General features: G+C 65.1%; 14 protein-coding genes. 5 read left to right on the plus strand and 9 right to left on the minus strand.

Annotation, left to right across the window (positions count from 1 at the left end; all coding sequences use genetic code 11):
• Positions 1–122 precede the first annotated feature (122 nt).
• A complete protein-coding gene (gene sugE / locus CA260_RS07765) occupies positions 123–446 on the plus strand; it encodes a quaternary ammonium compound efflux SMR transporter SugE (RefSeq protein ID WP_111982133.1) in 324 nt (107 codons plus the stop codon).
• A 598-nt stretch (positions 447–1,044) separates the two neighbouring features.
• Here sugE and phoU read toward each other — a convergent pair.
• The 6 genes from phoU to rnt all read right to left on the minus strand — a co-directional run bounded on the left by phoU (position 1,045) and on the right by rnt (position 6,620).
• Positions 1,045–1,776, minus strand: coding sequence for a phosphate signaling complex protein PhoU (gene phoU / locus CA260_RS07770; RefSeq protein ID WP_111982135.1), 732 nt, complete (start codon positions 1,774–1,776; stop codon positions 1,045–1,047).
• An 86-nt stretch (positions 1,777–1,862) separates the two neighbouring features.
• Positions 1,863–2,678 (minus strand): phosphate ABC transporter ATP-binding protein PstB, encoded by an 816-nt coding sequence (pstB, locus tag CA260_RS07775; protein ID WP_111982137.1) that lies wholly within the window; start codon positions 2,676–2,678, stop codon positions 1,863–1,865.
• Entirely contained in the window at positions 2,671–3,546 is an 876-nt protein-coding gene (gene pstA / locus CA260_RS07780) for a phosphate ABC transporter permease PstA (RefSeq protein WP_111982138.1), read from the minus strand. Before pstA ends, pstB begins: the two co-directional genes overlap by 8 nt.
• The gene (pstC, locus tag CA260_RS07785) at positions 3,546–4,565 is read right to left on the minus strand and encodes a phosphate ABC transporter permease subunit PstC (protein WP_111982139.1); all 1,020 of its coding nucleotides are present in this window, start codon (positions 4,563–4,565) and stop codon (positions 3,546–3,548) included. Before pstC ends, pstA begins: the two co-directional genes overlap by 1 nt.
• Before the next feature lie 186 nt (positions 4,566–4,751).
• Complete coding sequence (gene pstS, locus CA260_RS07790) at positions 4,752–5,774, minus strand: phosphate ABC transporter substrate-binding protein PstS (protein ID WP_425479704.1); 1,023 nt, start codon at positions 5,772–5,774, stop codon at positions 4,752–4,754.
• A gap of 186 nt (positions 5,775–5,960) precedes the next feature.
• Positions 5,961–6,620: a ribonuclease T gene (gene rnt / locus CA260_RS07795; protein ID WP_111982140.1), complete on the minus strand. Its 660-nt coding sequence runs from the start codon at positions 6,618–6,620 to the stop codon at positions 5,961–5,963.
• Positions 6,621–6,849: 229 nt separating this feature from the next.
• Here rnt and CA260_RS21325 point away from each other — a divergent pair, with 229 nt between their 5' ends.
• The 4 genes from CA260_RS21325 to CA260_RS07815 all read left to right on the plus strand — a co-directional run bounded on the left by CA260_RS21325 (position 6,850) and on the right by CA260_RS07815 (position 11,437).
• Positions 6,850–8,487: a hypothetical protein gene (locus CA260_RS21325; protein WP_111982141.1), complete on the plus strand. Its 1,638-nt coding sequence runs from the start codon at positions 6,850–6,852 to the stop codon at positions 8,485–8,487.
• Between the two features lie 184 nt (positions 8,488–8,671).
• Complete coding sequence (locus CA260_RS07805; RefSeq protein ID WP_111982143.1) at positions 8,672–9,022, plus strand: hypothetical protein; 351 nt, start codon at positions 8,672–8,674, stop codon at positions 9,020–9,022.
• Positions 9,023–9,227: 205 nt separating this feature from the next.
• Entirely contained in the window at positions 9,228–9,911 is a 684-nt protein-coding gene (locus CA260_RS07810; RefSeq protein ID WP_111982145.1) for a carbonic anhydrase, read from the plus strand.
• Between the two features lie 14 nt (positions 9,912–9,925).
• Positions 9,926–11,437: a SulP family inorganic anion transporter gene (locus tag CA260_RS07815; RefSeq protein WP_111982147.1), complete on the plus strand. Its 1,512-nt coding sequence runs from the start codon at positions 9,926–9,928 to the stop codon at positions 11,435–11,437.
• A gap of 205 nt (positions 11,438–11,642) precedes the next feature.
• Here the strand turns inward: CA260_RS07815 and CA260_RS07820 are convergent, their stop codons facing one another.
• The 3 genes from CA260_RS07820 to CA260_RS07830 are packed head-to-tail and all read right to left on the minus strand — an operon-like array spanning position 11,643 to position 17,528.
• Complete coding sequence (locus CA260_RS07820) at positions 11,643–13,118, minus strand: efflux transporter outer membrane subunit (protein WP_111982149.1); 1,476 nt, start codon at positions 13,116–13,118, stop codon at positions 11,643–11,645.
• A 5-nt stretch (positions 13,119–13,123) separates the two neighbouring features.
• Positions 13,124–14,299, minus strand: a complete 1,176-nt coding sequence (locus CA260_RS07825; RefSeq protein WP_111982151.1) for an efflux RND transporter periplasmic adaptor subunit — start codon at positions 14,297–14,299, stop codon at positions 13,124–13,126.
• Positions 14,289–17,528, minus strand: a complete 3,240-nt coding sequence (locus CA260_RS07830) for an efflux RND transporter permease subunit (protein WP_111982153.1) — start codon at positions 17,526–17,528, stop codon at positions 14,289–14,291. The genes CA260_RS07825 and CA260_RS07830 overlap by 11 nt, the downstream gene beginning before the upstream one ends.
• Positions 17,529–17,751: the final 223 nt, after the last annotated feature.

Consider the following 17,751-nt stretch of genomic DNA (forward strand, 5'->3'; position numbering starts at 1 on the left):
GCATTCAGGCGGCTCATGTAGAATGACGTGACTGGCCCTGCCATGGGGCCAGTCTGCGGGGACGACCCCGCATGCATGCTTTATCGCGGGGACGACCCTGCTCTTTCCAGAGGAGCGGTCTCATGCCCTGGATCTATCTTGCCCTTGCCGGACTGCTGGAAGTGGTCTGGGCCGTGGGGCTCAAGTACACCGAAGGTTTCAGCCGGTTATGGCCCAGCGTGGTCACGGTATCCGCAATGACGGCCAGCATCATCCTGCTGGCGATGGCGGTGAAGACGCTGCCGATCGGTACGGCTTATGCGATCTGGACCGGCATCGGCGCGGTGGGCGCGGTGTTGCTCGGCATCGTGCTGTTTGGCGATTCGGCGTCGCCGTTGCGGTTGGTGTGCGTTGGGCTGGTGGTGGTGGGGATGGTGGGGTTGAAGCTAACGAGTGGCGTGCAGTGACGACTGCGGCAAGTCCGTAGCTTCTGCCAACCCTTCTCCCGTGGAGGGAGGGGCTATCGCGTTATCCATGTGGAGAGGTCTTTCTCCCTTCGGCGACCCGAAGGGAGTCGCGTGGGAGAGAAGGTGCCGGTCCCACGGGGACTCTCTTCGGTCGCAGGCGGATGAGGGTACGGGCGGAGCGAGAGATGAAAGGCTGCGCAAGCCCCGCACCCTCTCCCCGACCCCTCTCCCGACGGGAGAGGGGCTCAGCATTGCCCTAGTCTTGAACGAAGGAGCCCTTCTCCCGACGGGAGAAGGTGCCGGTCCCACGGGGACTCTCTTCGGTCGCAGGCGGATGAGGGTACGGGCGGAGCGAGAGATGAAAGGCTGCGCAAGCCCCGCACCCTCTCCCCGACCCCTCTCCCGACGGGAGAGGGGCTCAGCATTGCCCTAGTCTTGAACGAAGGAGCCCTTCTCCCGACGGGAGAAGGTGCCGGTCCCACGGGGACTCTCTTCGGTCGCAGGCGGATGAGGGTACGAGCGGAGCGAAAGGTGAAGGGCTACGCAGGCCCCGCACCCTCACCCCAACCCCTCTCCCGCAGGGAGAGGGGCTAAAGGTTCAATCCTTGTTGCCCAGCTTGGTCAGCTCGGGGTTCGAAGTGAAGTCGCGCTTGGCACGCTGTGCGGTGAGCGGTTCGCCATTCACCTGGTACCAGATGCTCTCGGCGATGTTGGTCGCGTGGTCGCCGATGCGCTCGATGTTCTTGGCCATGAACAGCAAATGTGTGCACGGCGTGATGTTGCGCGGGTCTTCCATCATGTAGGTGAGCAGCTGGCGGAAGTAGCCGGTATAGGCTTCGTCCAGCTCGGCGTCGTCCTTCCATACCTGGTAGGCGTGCTCGGCGTCGCGGTCGCGGTAGGCGACCAGCACGTCGCGCACTTCCTGCGCGGCTAGTTCGGCGAGATAGCCCAGGCCGCTGGTCGGGCTCACCGGCGCCACCATCGACAGCGGAATGGAACGCTTGGCCACGTTGGCGGCGTAGTCGCCGATACGCTCGATATCGGCCGCGATGCGCAGGGCCGCGAACACGTTGCGCAGGTCGCCGGCGATCGGCGCGCGCAGCGCCAGCAGGCGGACCACGTCGTGGCTGATTTCCTGCTCCAGCAGGTCGATGGCGTCGTCGTTGTTGACCACGTGCTGGGCGGCGCGCTCGTCGCGGCGGTCGATCACGTCGATGGCCGCTTCCAGCTGGCTCACCGCAAGCTCGCCCATGCGAACGATTTCGCCGGTGAGGCGGGTCAGCTCGTCGTCGTAGCTCTTGATGATGTGTTCTTTGCTGCTGCCGCTCATGGGGTATTCCCTATCAGTGGAGGGTGAGGCGGCGTGGCCCCTCACCCCAACCCTCTCCCCGGACGGGAGAGGGAGTGGCGTTCTGGTTAGCCGAAGCGGCCGGTAATGTAGTCTTCCGTCTGCTTCTTGCCCGGCTTGGTGAAGATCTGTTCGGTGCGGTCGAATTCGATCAGCTCGCCCAGGTACATGAAGGCGGTGAGGTCCGAACAGCGGGCCGCCTGCTGCATGTTGTGGGTGACGATGACGATGGTGTACTCGTTCTTGAGCTCTTCCACCAGTTGCTCGATGCGGCCGGTGGCGATCGGGTCCAGCGCCGAGGTCGGCTCGTCCAGCAGCAGCACTTCGGGTTTCAGTGCGATGCCGCGGGCGATACACAGGCGCTGCTGCTGGCCGCCGGAGAGGCCGAGCGCGCTCTGCTTGAGCTTGTCCTTCACCTCGTCCCACAGCGCGGCACTGCGCAGCGCCTGCTCGACGCGGATATCCATGTCGGCGCGCGAGAGCTTTTCGTGATGGCGGATGCCGTAGGCCACGTTCTCGAAGATGGTCATCGGGAACGGCGTCGGCTTCTGGAACACCATGCCGACCTTGCTGCGCAGGCGATTCATGGAATAGCTGGTGTCGAGGATGTTCTCGCCGTCCAGCACGATCTCGCCCTTGGCTTCCAGCTTGGGGTAGATCGCATAGATGCGGTTGAAGATGCGCAGCAGGGTGGACTTGCCGCAGCCGGACGGGCCGATGATGGCCGTCACCTTCTTCTCCGGGATGTCCATGCTGATGCCTTTCAGCGCATGGAAGCCGTTGTAGTAGAAGTGCAGGTCGCGCACCTTGATCTTGGTGGGCGCGATGGGGGCAGGCGTGGCCGCGGACTGCGGGTGGATGCCGGCGGCGGCGGACTCAGTCATGGGACACCTTGGAGCGTGAAAGGACCAGACGGGAAGCAAGGCTCAGCAGCAGCACGAACATGGTGAGCACGAACGCGCCGGCCCAGGCAATGGCGTGCATCGCTTCGCCCGGGTCGTTGGCGTACTGATAGATCACCTGGGGCAGGCTGGACATCTTGTCCATCGGGTTGAAGGTCATGTAGTTGTTGCCGAACGCAGTGAACAGCAGCGGTGCGGTTTCGCCGCTGATGCGCGCGAGTGCGAGCAGCACGCCGGTGATGATGCCCGAGCGCGCCGAGCGCATCAGGATCTGCGTGGTGAGCTTCCATTGCGGAATGCCCAGCGACAACGAGGCTTCGCGCAGCGTGGAAGGCACCAGACGCAGCATTTCATCGGTGGTGCGCACGATCACCGGCAGGGCGATCAGCGCCAGCGCCACGCCGCCGGCCAGGCCGGAGAAGGTGGTGTTGCCGGAAGTGAGCGCCGTGGTCGGCAGCACGATGATGGTGTAGACGAACAGGCCCAGCACGATCGACGGCGCCGACAGCAGGATGTCGTTGAGGAAGCGGATCGATTCGCCCAGGCGCGTGCGGTTGGCGTACTCGGCCAGCCACGCGCCGGCCAGCACGCCGATCGGCGTGGCGATGGCGATGCCGATGAAGTTGACGATCAGGCTGCCGACCATGGCGTTGGCCAGGCCGCCGTCCTCTCCATAGGCGGTGATCTTGGTGAACAGCTTCGGCGTCAGCGCGCCGATGCCCTGGCGCAGCGTTTCCCACAGGATCCACGCCAGGAAGATCAGGCCAAGCACGGTAGCCGCCGTGCTCAGCGTCAGCGCCAACGCGTTGGTGAAACGGCGGCGCAGGTAAAGGCTGGAGTTGCCGGCCATCAGCGACCCTCCTTGTGGGCGAGCTGGCGCAGCATCCAGCGCGCGATCAGCAGCACGATGAAGGTCACCACGAACAGCAGGAAGGCCAGCGCCATCAGCGTGGACTTCTGCAGGCCCGCGGCTTCGCTGAACTGGTTGGCGATGGTCGAGGCGATCGACGCGCCCGGATCAAGGATGGACGCGGAGAACTGCATGGCGTTGCCGAGTACGAAGGTCACCGCCATCGTCTCGCCCAGCGCGCGGCCGAGGCCGAGGAAGATGCCGCCGATCACCGCCGAACGCGTGTAGGGCAGCACGATGTCCCAGGAGACTTCCCAGGTGCTGGAACCCAGCGCATACGCCGACTCCTTCAGGCGCGTGGGCACGGTCTGGAACACTTCGCGCATCACCGAGGAAATGAACGGGATGATCATCACCGCCAGCACGATGCCCGCGGTGAGCACGCTGGCGCCGAACGGATAATCGCTGCCGAACAGCTTGCCGATGAAGGGCACGTGCGCGGCCACCCACGACAGCTTGCCATCGTCGGGCTTGTTGCCCAGGTAGTTGGTGAGCCAGGGCTTGATGTGGTCGGCGAAGAAGGGCGCGAAGATGAAGAGGCCCCACATGCCGTAGATGATCGAAGGAATGCCGGCGAGCAGTTCGATGGCCGAGGCCACCGGCGTGCGCAGCCAGGTCGGCGCCACTTCGGAGAGATAGAGCGCCACGCCGAAGCTGATCGGCACGGCGATGATCAGGGCGATCACCGAAGTGGCGATGGTGCCGTAGACGGGAACGAGCGCGCCGTAGGTATCCGAACCCGGATCCCACGCCGAACTGAACAGGAAATGCCAGCCGAAGGTGCCGAACGCATGACGGCCGCCCCACAGCGTGGCGCCGGCGGCGCCGAGCAGGCTCGCCAGCACGAGCAGGGCGCAACCCTTGAGCAGCCAGGAGAACAGGCGGTCATGTCGCGCATCGCGATGCGCGCGTTCCTCCTGGACCATGGTCGAGGCGACGGCGCCTACATTCGCTTGCATGTGATTGCGATCCCTCTCGTGGCTGTCGGCCGGGCGATGCAGGCCCAGCCGATCATTGACGATGCGCCGTTACGGGGCGCCTTTCAACAACAGGCCGCCCGAGGTGAGTCGGGCGGCCGTGCCTTGCTTCAAGCCTGAGGGTAGGTCTCGCCCGTTGCCGTAGCATGACCGGCGAGACGTGACGCCTCAGTGCTTGTACTCGGTGCTCCAGTAAGCCTCGATCTTCTTGACCAGGCTGTCCGGCAGCGCGACGTAGTCGAGCGAAGCGGCGTCCTTCTGGCCGTTCTCGAGCGCCCACTTGAAGAACTCGAAGGCCACCTTGGTGTGCTCGGCGTTCTTCGGCTTCTTGTACATCACCACCCAGGTGGTCGCGGTGATCGGCCACGCCTGTGCACCCGGGGCGTTGGTCATGATCAGGTTGAAGTCCTTGGCGCTGGTCCAGTCGGCGGTGGCCGCGGCGGCGGCGAAGGCGTCGGCGCTCGGCGCGATGACCTGGCCGGCGGCGTTCTTCAGGTTCACCCAGCTGATCTTGTTCTTCACGGCATAGGCGTATTCGACGTAGCCGATCGAACCCTTGATCTGCTTGACGTACTGCGACACGCCTTCGTTGCCCTTGCCGCCCACGCCGGTCGGCCAGTCAACCGCGGTGCCGAACTTCACCTTGCTCGCCCATTCCGGGCTCACCTTCGAGAGGTAGTTGGTGAAGTTGAACGAAGTGCCCGAACCGTCCGAACGGTGCACGACGGTGATCTTGCCGGCCGGCAGGGCCAGACCGGCGTTCAGCGCGGCGATCTTGGGGTCGTTCCACTGGGTGATCTTGCCTAGGAAGATGTCGGCGAGCGTGGCGCCGTCCAGCTTGATCTGGCCGGCTTCGATGCCGTTGATGTTGACCACCGGCACGATGCCGCCGACCACGACCGGGAACTGGCCCAGGCCGAACTGCGCGAGGTCTTCAGCCTTGACCGGCGCGTCGGTCGCGCCGAAGTCGATGGTGCCTTCCTTGATCTGCGCTACGCCGGCGCCCGAGCCGACGGACTGGTAGTTGAGCTTGTTGCCGGTCTTTTCGGCATAGCCGGCGGACCACTTCGAGAGCACCGGGTAGACGAAGCTCGAGCCAGCGCCCGTGATGTCGGTGGCCTGCGCCGCCATGCCGAACATCGAGGCCGCGGCGAACACGGCGGTGGTGAGGTATTTGGTTGAGGTCAACACGGTGGCTCCTTTGAGCGATAAGGGTTCCGGGGGATTCCCGCCCGCCGCTATTTCATGCGTGCCGTGTTGCAATGAAATGAGTTCAATGTTTCAGCGATATGACAATGCGCAGGTCTTGTCATATGGCGCTGATAAAAAAGGGATTAAACCGGCCGTCCGCAACGGGCGGGTCCGCCGTCCCGATCTTTACAGGGACTCAACGCCGATCTGCTCCCGCTCGAACACCTCGAGCCGGCGCCAGCGGTTGATGATGGTGCAGAACAGCTCGGCCGTGCGCTCGGCGTCATAAATGGCCGAATGCGCCTCGCGCGTATCAAAAGGAATACCGGCGGCCTGCACGGCCTTGCTGAGCACCGTCTGGCCGAACGCCAGGCCGCTCAGGGTGACCGTGTCGAAGCAGCTGAAAGGATGGAACGGATTGCGCTTGTGGCCGACGCGGCGCACGGCAGCATTGAGAAAGCCCAGGTCGAAGGCCGCGTTGTGTCCCACCAGGATGGCGCGCTGGCAGTCCATGTCGCGCATGGCGTCGCGGATGGGCTTGAACACGTGATCGAGCGCCAGCCGCTCGTCGAGCGCGCCGCGCAGCGGGTTGTCCGGATCGATGCCGGTGATTTCCAGCGAGCGCGGATCGATATTGGCGCCCGGGAAAGGCTGGACGTGCGCGGATACCGCCGGCGTGGGTTGCAGGTAGCCCTCTGGTGTCATGCGCAGCACCACGGCGGCGATCTCCAGCAGCGCGTCGCGCTCGGCGTCGAACCCGCCGGTTTCCACATCCACGATTACCGGCAGAAAGCCGCGGAACCGCTCGGCCATGCGGCCGGCCATGCTGTTGCAGAGGTTTTCCATCGCCAAAGCATAGCAGCCACGGCCGGGTGGACGTCGCTGCGGGCCGCCCGTACGGCGCTCGTTAGGCCGCCGTTGGCGGTCTCGGCCGGACCGGTGTCTTGGTTCTGTCACATAACGTGCATGTAACGGTAAAGACGCAGCCGCATCCTGCGCTCCGATCGTGCTTGGACGGCCGGAGATCGAAAAGGGGGCGGTCCAGGTGGTTCCTACCTACATGCGGAGAATATCCATGCGTTCCAAGTTGCTCGCGGTAGCTGTTGCTGCCGGTTTGGGCGTTACCAGCTTCCACGTCATGGCCGATCCGGCCCAGGCGAAGTCGACCTCGAAGACCACGCAGTCCTCGCAGTCCGCTGAAATCGAAGCGCTGAAGGCCCAGTTGCAGGCCCTGCAGGCGAAGGTGGTCGAGCTGGAGCAGCGTACGGACGCCCAGTCTGACATCAACGTGTCCACCGGCCAGGCCGTGGAGCAGGTGCAGAAGCAGGTTGCCGCGACCGACACGCAGATGAAGAAGTCGGCCGACAAGATCGCCTACAAGGGCGTGAACATCACGCTCGGTGGCTTCCTGGCGGCTGAAACGATCTACCGTTCGGCCCAGGAAGGCGCGGACATCGCTTCCAACTACAGTGCGATTCCGTACAAGAACGTGCAGACCCAGCACATGTCCGAGTTCCGCATGAGCGCTCGCCAGAGCCGCCTGTCGGCCCTCGCGCAGGGTGACGTGAACCCGAACACGCATCTGGCCGGCTACATCGAAATGGATTTCCTGGGCGGCGCCCAGACCGCGAACTCGAACGAGTCCAACTCGTTCAATCCGCGCATGCGCAACGTCTACATGACGGCCGACTGGGACAACGAAGGCCTGCACCTGCTGGCCGGTCAGAACTGGTCGCTGCTGACGCTCAACGCCAAGGGCATCACCCCGCGCACCGAGCTGACCCCGCCGCAGATCGACGCACAGTACCTCCCGGGCTTCACCTGGGCGCGTCAGGCGCAGATCCGCCTGGTCAAGGATTGGGACAAGAAGTACTGGCTGGGCGTCTCGATCGAGAACCCGCAGACCACGTTCTACTCCAGCCCGAACCAGGCCAACTCGCCGGTGCAGCAGACGGCTTACAACATCGGTGCGGGCTCGGGCTTCGACTCGGCCAACACGCTGTCGCTGAACCATATCCCCGACGTGATCGTGAAGTTTGCCGCCGATCCGGGTTACGGCCATTACGAAGTGTTCGGCCTGGGCCGCGCCTTCTACAACCGCTACGCCGTCAACGGTTCGTACAAGAATCATGACACCTACGGCGGTGGCTGGGGCATCGGCGCGATCCTGCCGCTCATCGACAAGACCCTGGATTGGCAGATCTCGGGCATGTCTGGCAAGGGCATCGGCCGCTACGGCAGCACCCAGCTGCCCGACGTGACCTTCTCGCCCAGCGGCAACCTGGCTCCGATCAAGGAGAACATGATCCTCACCGGTCTGACCTGGCACGCCAACCCGGACATCGACGTCTACCTGTTCGGCGGCCGCGAGTCGACCAGCAAGAAGGACTTCATTGCTTCGAACAAGGGCGCCCTCGTGCAGCTCGGTTACGGCAACCCGGCCTACAACAACAGCGGTTGCGACACCACCGGTGCCGCTGCTGCCACCTGCGTGGGCAATGCCAAGGACATCTGGCAGGGCACCGCCGGCTTCTGGTGGAAGTTCTACCAGGGCAAGTTCGGCAAGATGCAGTTCGGTGCGCAGTACTCGCATACCGAGAAGGAAGCGTTCGCCGGCCAGGGTTTCGTCAACGGCGTGCTGACCAACGGTGCCGCTTCGCCGAAGGCCAAGGAAGACATGTTCTTCACCTCCTTCCGCTACTACCCGTTCTAAGCGCTACGACTATCGCAAGGGAGTTCGACCCAAGGATGGAGAAACGGCGGGCCTTGCCCGCCGTTTCTTTTTCTTCCGCGCATGCGATGGATGGCTAAACGTTTCCTGAGTTCGCGCACGAGATTTGTCATCACGTCATCGCAAACACTTGCGATGCATGACTGCTTTCCGATAGTTTGGACGCATGACCTCGCGTCGCCTCTCGTCCCCTTTTGCCGCATGGCTGGCCTACGTGTTCAGCGTTTTGCTGCTGATCGGCGTGCCCGTGCGTCCGCTGCCCGCGTCGACGCCGATGCAGGCGGGCGAGAAGAGTGCGCTCGTCGTCGCGATGGCCGATGACGTGCACGACGATGCCGATTCGTCCGGGCCGTGCTCGCTCGACGACAACACCAGCGGTGGGATGGACGATATTCTCCATCCGTTCGATACCGCGCATCTTTGGGCTCCCATGCCGGTCGGTCCTCCGCTGGCCGGTGCCCACGACGTGGGGCCGCACGCTCCATCCCGGCTGCTGCGCCCGCCTGAAGTGGCCTGACCGACGCTGCCGTTCCTGTGACGGACCTGCACGGATCTTCTTCGTGCATGACACATCGGCGTCTTCTTTCCTGAGTCGTTGATTGCTGCGCGCCGCGTGCGCCTGCGGCTCGTCACGGCCATTCCAACCATCCAAGTCTTTCGGTGCCGCGTCGGCGCATGCCGCGCCGTGGGCATCGCCACCGGTTTTTGCCTGGAGTTTTCGCATGAAGCGTTTGATCGAAGGTTTCGAACAGTTCCGCAACGATGTTTTCCCCGCCCAGCGCGAGGTGTTCCGCAAGCTGGCTGGCGGTCAGAATCCCAGCATGATGTTCATCACCTGCGCCGATTCGCGCGTGATGCCCGAGATGATGTTTTCCACGCAGCCCGGCGAGCTGTTCGTCTATCGCAACATCGGCAACATCGTGCCGCCGTATGCTCAGCACGTGAGCGGCGTGGTCGCGGCGATCGAGTACGCGGTGAAGGTGCTCAAGGTCAGCCATATCGTGATCTGCGGGCATTCCGATTGCGGCGCGATGAAGGCGCTGCAATACCCCGAGCTGGTGCAGGACATGCCATCGGTGGCGGCGTGGATGAAGCATGCGGACGTGGCGCGCTACGTCGTCGAACAGAACGGTCCCGATCTGCAGGGGCCTGAAGGCCTGCGCTGCCTCACCGAGGAAAACGTGGTGGGACAGCTCGAGCACCTGCGTACCTTGCCGGCCGTGGCGGCCGCGCTGGCGAGCGGTCAGCTGAGCATCCATGGCTGGGTGTACGACATCGCGCATGCGGAGCTGAAAGCATTCGATGCGCAACGAGGCTGTTTCGTCGCGATCGAGCCCGGCGAGGGCAGGGTGCCCGAGGCCACGCCGCATGCGCGCTTCTCGATGCCCACGGCATCGGCTGCTTGAGGAATGCCGTCGTGATGCAGCGCTATTTTTCGCAAGGACTGTTCGGGCGTGATCTGCTCGGTTCGGTCGTGGTGTTCCTGGTGGCGTTGCCGCTGTGCATGGGCATCGCCATCGCCTCGGGCATGCCGCCCGCCGCCGGTTTGATCACCGGCATCGTGGGCGGCGTGATGGTCGGCGCCATCGCCGGCTCACCCTTGCAGGTCAGTGGCCCTGCGGCGGGCCTGGCGGTACTGGTGTTCGAACTGGTGCGTGAGCACGGCGTGGCTGCACTGGGTCCCGTGGTGTTGCTGGCGGGCCTGATCCAGATCGCGGCAGGCGTGTGCCGCGCCGGCGTGTGGTTTCGCATGTGCTCGCCCGCGGTCGTGGCCGGCATGTTGTCGGGCATCGGCGTGCTTATCGTGGCTTCGCAGATGCATGTGTTGATGGATGCGGTGCCCAAGGCGCGCGGACTGGAGAACTTCGCCGCCTGGCCGGGGGCGCTGGTCGATGCGCTGCAAGGCGAGAACGGCAGCGTGGCCGCATTGGGTGTCGGCGTCGGCACCATCGCCATCATGCTTGCTTGGGACAAGCTGCGTCCGGCGAAGCTGCGCTTCCTGCCCGGTGCCTTGCTGGCGGTGGTGACACTGACCGTCGCGGTGCAGGTGATGAAGCTGTCGGTGAAGACGGTGGACGTGCCGTCCAATCTCATGGCGGCGGTGGCTGTCCCGAGCTGGAGTGGTCTGGCCGGCTTGCTCGAGCCGTCGTTGTTGATCGCGGCACTCACGTTCGCCTTCATCGCGAGCGCAGAGACCCTGCTGTCGGCGGCGGCCGTCGATCGCATGCATGACGGCGCGCGTACGCGCTATGACCGTGAACTCACGGCGCAAGGCGTCGGCAACATGCTATGCGGTCTGCTGGGCGCCTTGCCCATGACAGGCGTGATCGTGCGCAGCGCCGCCAATGTGCAGGCGGGTTCGGCCACGCGCATGGCGACCATCATGCACGGCGCATGGTTGCTGGTGTTCGCGGCGTTGTTGCCGTGGCTGATGCGCATGACGCCGGTGGCGTGCCTCGCGGGCATCCTCGTCTACACCGGCATCAAGATGGTGAACTTCAAGCAGGTGAAGGTGCTGGCGCAATATGGCAAGGGCACGGCGTGGATCTACGTCGCGACCACGCTCGCCATCGTGGCGACGGATCTTCTGGCGGGCGTGCTGGTGGGTTTCGCGCTCTCGCTGTTCCGTCTCGCGCTGCATTCGTCGCGGCTCAAGGTGAACCTGCACCAGCATGACGAGCCCGGCAATGCCTCGCTGCGCCTCGAAGGTTCGGCCACCTTCCTGCGCGTGCCGTCAGTGGCGCGCACGCTGGAGCGCGTGCCGCCGAACACGCGATTGCAACTGGTGGTGGATCGTCTTCATCACGTCGACCAGGCCTGTCTGGAACTGCTGCGCGAATGGGGCCGCAATGCGTCGTCGCGCGGCTGCGAGCTGGTGGTGGACTGGCAGCAGCTCGACCAGCGCGTGGAAGGCGTGAGAAGGGCCGCATAGGACGCGGCTTGGCAAGGGAACCTGTTCGCGGCCTCCCCCTCTCCGCGCGCGAACAGGTTCCAGCATCCCCGGGCGGGCGCGTCGATGTAGGTTCGGCGCGTCAGTGGGCCCGGGGTGTCATGAACCTGTTCGCGGCTTCCCCCTCCCTCCGCATGTGAACGGGTTCCACGTCCCCGGGCGGGCGTATCGGTGTAGGTCCGATACGTCAGCGGGCCCGGGGTGTGGCTTCGGAAAGCGCCTTGTCTTCGCTGGCCAGTTGCGACGTATCCCAACCACCTCCGAGTGCGCGGATCAAATCGACGCTGGCCTGCAGGCGACGCGTGCGCACCTGTTCGGCGCTGCGCTCGGCCTGCAGCGCGGCCGTCTGCGCGCTGACGACGTCGAGGTAGTTCACCGCGCCTTCGCGATAGCGATTGGTGGCGATGGTCTGCGAGTCGCGCGCCGAGCTGGCGGCATCGTCCTGTTCGTGCGCTTCCTTGCCCAGCTGCTGCAGCAGGGTGAGGTTGTCTTCCACCTGCTGGAATGCGTTCAACACCACCTGTCGGTACTGGCCCGCCGCGGCGTCGAGATTCGCCTGCGCCGCCTGCACGCGCGAATGGCGCAAACCGCCGTCGAACAGGCTCATGGCGAGTTCCGGCCCCAACGCCCAATAGCGATTGCCCGCCGTCAGCAGCTCGCCTCCGGTGTTCTGCCAGCCGAATACGGCGGACAGGCCGATGCGAGGGAAGAACGCGGCACGCGCCACGCCGATCTCCGCATTCGCGGCAAACACGCGGCGCTCGGCGGCGGCGATGTCGGGGCGTCTTTGCAGCAAGGTCGACGGTACGCCCAGCGGAATCGCCGGTACCGGCATCGGTGCGTCGGTGGTGGAGAGCCTGAAGGTGGACGCCGTCTCGCCGACCAGCGTGGCGATCGCGTGCTCGGTGAGTCCGCGTTGCGCTTCCACCTCGGACACCTGGGCCATCGCATCGGACAGCTGCGTCTTCGCGCGGCTCACGTCCAGGCCCGAAGCAATGCCGCCTTCGAAGCGGCGCTGGGTCATGTCGAGCCCCTGGCGATAGGCGTCCAGCGTGTCCTTGAGGATGCGGTCCTGCACGTCATAGCCGCGCAGGCGGATGTAGAGATTGGCCAGCTGCGCTTCCAGGCTGAGCTTCGCGGACGCCAGATCCGCGGCCGCCGCCGTGGCATCCGCCTTGCCGGCGGCGACCTCGTTGCGCACGCGGCCCCACAGGTCCAGCTCGTAGCCGGCGGAGAAGCCGACCGTGTCCGCGCTGTACTCGTTGGGCTGGTTGCTGCCGCGCAACGGGCGGTTGTCGGACTGGCGATTGCGCAGGTCGCTGGCACTGACGCCCAGGTGCGGATACAGATCCGAACGAACTTCGCCGACCACGGCCCGCGCCGCGTCATAGCGCGCCAACGCCACGGAGAGCGAGGGATTGGCGGCATCGAGCTGCTGTTCCAGCCGATCCAGTTCGGGGTTGTCGTACACCGACCACCAGGGGCCGCGCGACGCCGTGTCCGCCGGATGCGCGGGCGACCACAGTCCATCCCGGGTCTGGCCGGCGAACGCTTCCGGCAACTTGCCGACATCAGGCTTCTGGTAGGCCGGTGCGAGCGAGCACGCGGGCAACGCCGCGATCGCCGCAAGGCAGCACAGACGCAACAGCAAAGCACGGCGCATGGTCGTTACCCCTTCTTCGCGCTGGACGCCGCGGTTGCCACCATCACCTGGTCGCCCTGCATCAGCGAATCGGGCGGATGGTCGATGATGCGGTCGCCGGGCTTCAAGCCCTGGTCGATCTGCAGGTGATCACCGAGGTCGAGCGCGATGTGCACCTTGCGCAGCTCCGCCTTGTTGCCAGCACCCAGCACGGCCACCTGCGGGCCCTGCGCGCGGAACAGCAGTACGGTGGCCGGCACGGTGATGACGTGGCTGCCGTTGCCGGTCGGTAGATGCACTTCGGCATACGCGCCCGGCATCAACGCGTTCTTCGTGTTGTCCACTTCGAACTGCGCGAGCACGGTACCGGATGCCTGGTTCACCGCGCCGGCATTGCCGATGAGATGGCCGGTGAACTGCTCACCCGGATGATCCGGCACATCGAGCTGCACGCTCATGCCCGGCTTGATCGCGCCCGCATAGCCCTGCGGCACATCCACATAGAGGCGCATGCGGCTGGTGTCGGAAACGGTGAACAGGGCCGGGCCGCTGTCGTTCGCGCTGATCAGGTCGCCGATGTCGGTATGGCGCGCGGTGACCGTGCCGGCGAACGGCGCGGTGACATGCTTGAACGCTTCCAGCGCCGCGATGCGGTCCATGTCGGCCTGCGCGGCCTGCACGTTGGCTTGCGCCGCTTCGGCTTCGCCGGCTTTCTCGTCGGCTTCCTGGCGCGACACCGAGTTGGAGGCGAGCAGGTTCTTCCAGCGCTTGTCGGTCAATGCAGCGAGACGGGCATTGGCTTTCGCACGTGCGAGATTAGCCTTGGCCTGCTCGAACTGCTGGTCCAGTTCCGGCGTGTCGATGGTAGCCAGCGTCTGGTTGGCGGTGACCTGGCTGCCGATGTCGTGATCCCAGCTCTTGAGGTAGCCGCCCACGCGCGCATGGATCGGCGCGCTGATCCAGGCGTCCAGATGGCCAGGCAGCGTCATGCCTTCGGCAGCGCCGCCGACGTCGGGCGCGATCACCTGCACGCTTGGCAGCACCTGCGCGTCGGTCCACTTCACCACGCGGTGGTAGTCGTACGCGCGCACGGAAATGCCCGCGATGGTGGCCAGCACGGCCAGGGCAATGCCTGCGCGCAATGCCTTGGACACATTGGGCGGTTGCCGCGGCGTCGTGGCGGCATGGGCATCATGCGGCATGAACGGTATCTCCAATCAGGGAATCGGGTGACGGCTGCGCCTGCTCGCTGCCATGCACGATGCTGAAGATCACCGGCACGAACAGCAGGGTGGCGAAAGTGGCGAACAGCAGGCCGCCGATGACGGCGCGGCCCAGCGGCGAGTTCTGTTCCGCGCTCAATGCCATTGGCAACATGCCGATGATCATCGCCAGCGCGGTCATGCAGACCGGACGGAAGCGGGTGAAGCCGGCTTCGAGCGCGGCCTTCATGGCATCGCCATGTTCGGCCAGGCGTTCGCGGCAGAAGCTCACCACGAGGATCGAGTTGGCGGTCGCGACGCCCATGCACATGATGGCGCCGGTTAGCGCAGGCACCGACAGCGTGGTGTGCGTGATGAACAGCATCCACACGATGCCGGCGAGCGCCGCGGGCAGGGCGGTGATGATCACGAACGGATCGAGCCACGACTGGAAGTTCACCACGATCAGCAGGTAGATCAGCACGATCGCGCCGACCAGGCCGAAGACCAGGCCGCCGAACGCTTCGTTCATCGTGCCGACCTGCCCATGCAACGCCACGACGGTGCCCTTGGGACGCGATGCGGCGAAATGGTCGAGCACCTTCTGCACGCCGGCAGCCACCGCACCGAGATCGCGATCCTGCACGGTGGCGTAGATGTCGTAGGCCGGCATGATGTTGTAGTGCGAGACCACCGCGGCACTGGGTTCGCGCGTGAAGGTGGCGAGGCCACCGAGGATCTGGCTCGCGCTCTTGCCGCCGGCCGTCACGGGAAGGCTCGCGAGGTCGGCCATGCTGTCCATGCGGTATTGCGGCGTCGATGCCACGATCGCGTAGGACACGCCGCTCTTGGGATTCAGCCAGAACGCCGGCGCCACCTGCGAACTGCCGGCGAGCGAGGCCACCATGCTGTTGGTGACGTCGCGCTCGGTCACGCCGAGCTGATCGGCGCGCGTGCGGTTCACCTTCACGTTGAGCTGCGGATAGCTGGAACTCTGCTGCAGGCGCACGTCGGCGATGCCCGGCACCTTGCGCAGCTCCTTCATCATCGCCATCGCGTAGGCCTCGTTCGCTTCGCGATCGCGGCCGGTGATGTTGATGTCCAGCGGCGCGGGCGCACCGAAGTTGAGGATCTGCGTGCTCATGTCCGACGGCAGGAACGCGAACTGCGTGCCGGGGAATTCGCGTGGCAGCTTGGCGCGCAGATCGCGCACGAAGTCGGCGCTGGGGCCGTGGCCATCCTTCAGCACGATCTGGATGTCGCCGTCCTGCGGGCCGATGGTGCCGCTGGCGTTGTAGACCAGGTTGGTGCCGCTGAGCGGCAGGCCGATATTGTCGATCACCGTTTCAAGCTGGTCGGGCGGAATCACCTTGCGAATGGCCGCCTCGATGTGGTCGAACTCCGCCGCCGTCTCTTCCACGCGCGTGCCCATCGGGGCCCGCACATGGATGGCGATGGAGCCCGCATCGACTTCGGGGAAGAAGTCGCGACCGAGGAACGGCACCAGCGCGAACGAGACCAGCACGAAGCCGAGGAAGCCGATGACGAACTTGCGCCGGTGGGCCAGGGCGATAGCCAGCGTCGCGTAGTACAGGTCGCGCACGCGCGTGAAGTGATGCTCGAAGCGTTGCTGCATCGACACCAGCCGCACCATCAGGTAGGAGCGACGGCGCTGCGCCGGCTGGTCGCCTTCGTGATGGTTGATGTAGGGGTCTTCCGGATGGTCGCCCTTGCCATGCTCGGTGTGGTGTGGCTTGAGCAGGTACATCGCCAGCGTCGGCACCAGCGTGCGCGAGAGCAGGAACGAGGACGCCATGGCGAAGATCACCGCCAGCGCCATCGGGCGGAACAGGAAGCCCGCGATGCCGTTGAGCATGAACATCGGCACGAACACGATGCAGATGCACAGCAGCGAGACGAACGCCGGCGTCACGATCTGTTTCGCGCCATCCATGATGGCGGTATGCACGTCCTTGCCTTGCTCAAGGTGCCAGTTGATGTTCTCGATGGTCACCGTGGCGTCGTCCACCAGGATGCCGACCGCGAGCGCGAGGCCGCCCAGGGTCATCACGTTGAGTGTTTGCCCGGACGCGGACAGCAGGGCAATGGCGGAAAGAATCGACAGTGGAATCGACACGGCGATGATCACCGTGGAGCGCCAGCTGCCCAGAAATACCAGGATCATCACCGAGGTGAGCAGGGCGGCGATGATGCCTTCGCGCGCCACCGAGCTGATGGCGGACTTCACGAACACCGATTGATCGGCCAGCAGCGAGATCTTCAACGAGGACGGCTGGGTCTCCTTGATCAGCGGGAGCAGCTTCTTGATGCCGGCGACCACGTCCAGCGTCGACGCGCTGCCGGTCTTCAGCGCGGGCATCAGCACGGCGCGCTTGCCGTCCACGCGCACCACGTTGTTCTGCGGCGGCGCGCCGTCGCGCACGTGCGCCACGTCGCCGATGGTGATGGTGGCGCCATTGACGGTCTTCACCGGGAGTGCATTGATCTCGTCGATCGCCGTCGGGCTGTTGTTGAGCTGCACGTGGTATTCGTAGGTGCCGATCTTCGCCGTGCCGACGGGGATGATCTGGTTCTGCGCGGAAAGCGCATTGCCCACGTCCTGCGCGGACAGTCCCTTCGCGGCGAGCGCCTGCGGATCGAGATCCAGCGTGATCTGGCGCTGCTTGCCGCCATATGGCGTGGGGATCGCGACGCCAGGCACGGAGATCAGCGTCGGACGCATGAAGTTCTGGCCGATGTCGCGGATCTTGGATTCGGAAAGTTCGTTGCTCGACAACGCCATCTGCAGCACCGGCACGGTCGAGGCGTTGTAGTTGAGGATCAGCGGCGGCGTGATGCCCGGCGGCATCTGTTTCACCACCGTCTGCGAGATCGAGGTGACCTGCGCGGTGGCGGTGCGGATGTCCACGCCAGGCTGGAAGAAGATCTTCACGATGCCCACGCCCGGCAGCGACTGCGACTCCATGTGCTCGATGTCGTTCACCGAGGTGGTGATCTGGCGCTCGTAGTAGTAGATGACGCGGCCGGACATCTGGTCGGGCGGCAGGCCGTTGTAGGACCACACGACGCTGATCACCGGGATGCCGATGTTCGGGAAGATGTCGGTGGGCGTGCGAAAGGCCGCCAGCGGGCCGGCGATGAGAATGACGATCGCCAGCACGATGAAGGTGAGCGGTCGCGACAGGGCGATGCGGACTAGACCAACCATGGAGATTCCAGCGGAACGTGGCGCGCAGACGGCGCCGGGAAGGCGGTGCCGTTACGGTGGGGTCACGGCGAGGGCGGCTGGAGGCAGGGTGGTCCGGATGCGGGGGAGCGCGAAAGCAAGGGCATGTCATGGCTCGGTGCAGGCGCAGGGCCCGATGAGTCCATGATCGCAACGCAATCTTGTGGAAACCTTTTGGGTGGCTGAAGAGGGCTTGGCGGTGCCT

Origin of the sequence: Dyella jiangningensis, assembly GCF_003264855.1 — a bacterium.
Taxonomy (GTDB): Bacteria; Pseudomonadota; Gammaproteobacteria; order Xanthomonadales; family Rhodanobacteraceae; genus Dyella; species Dyella jiangningensis_C.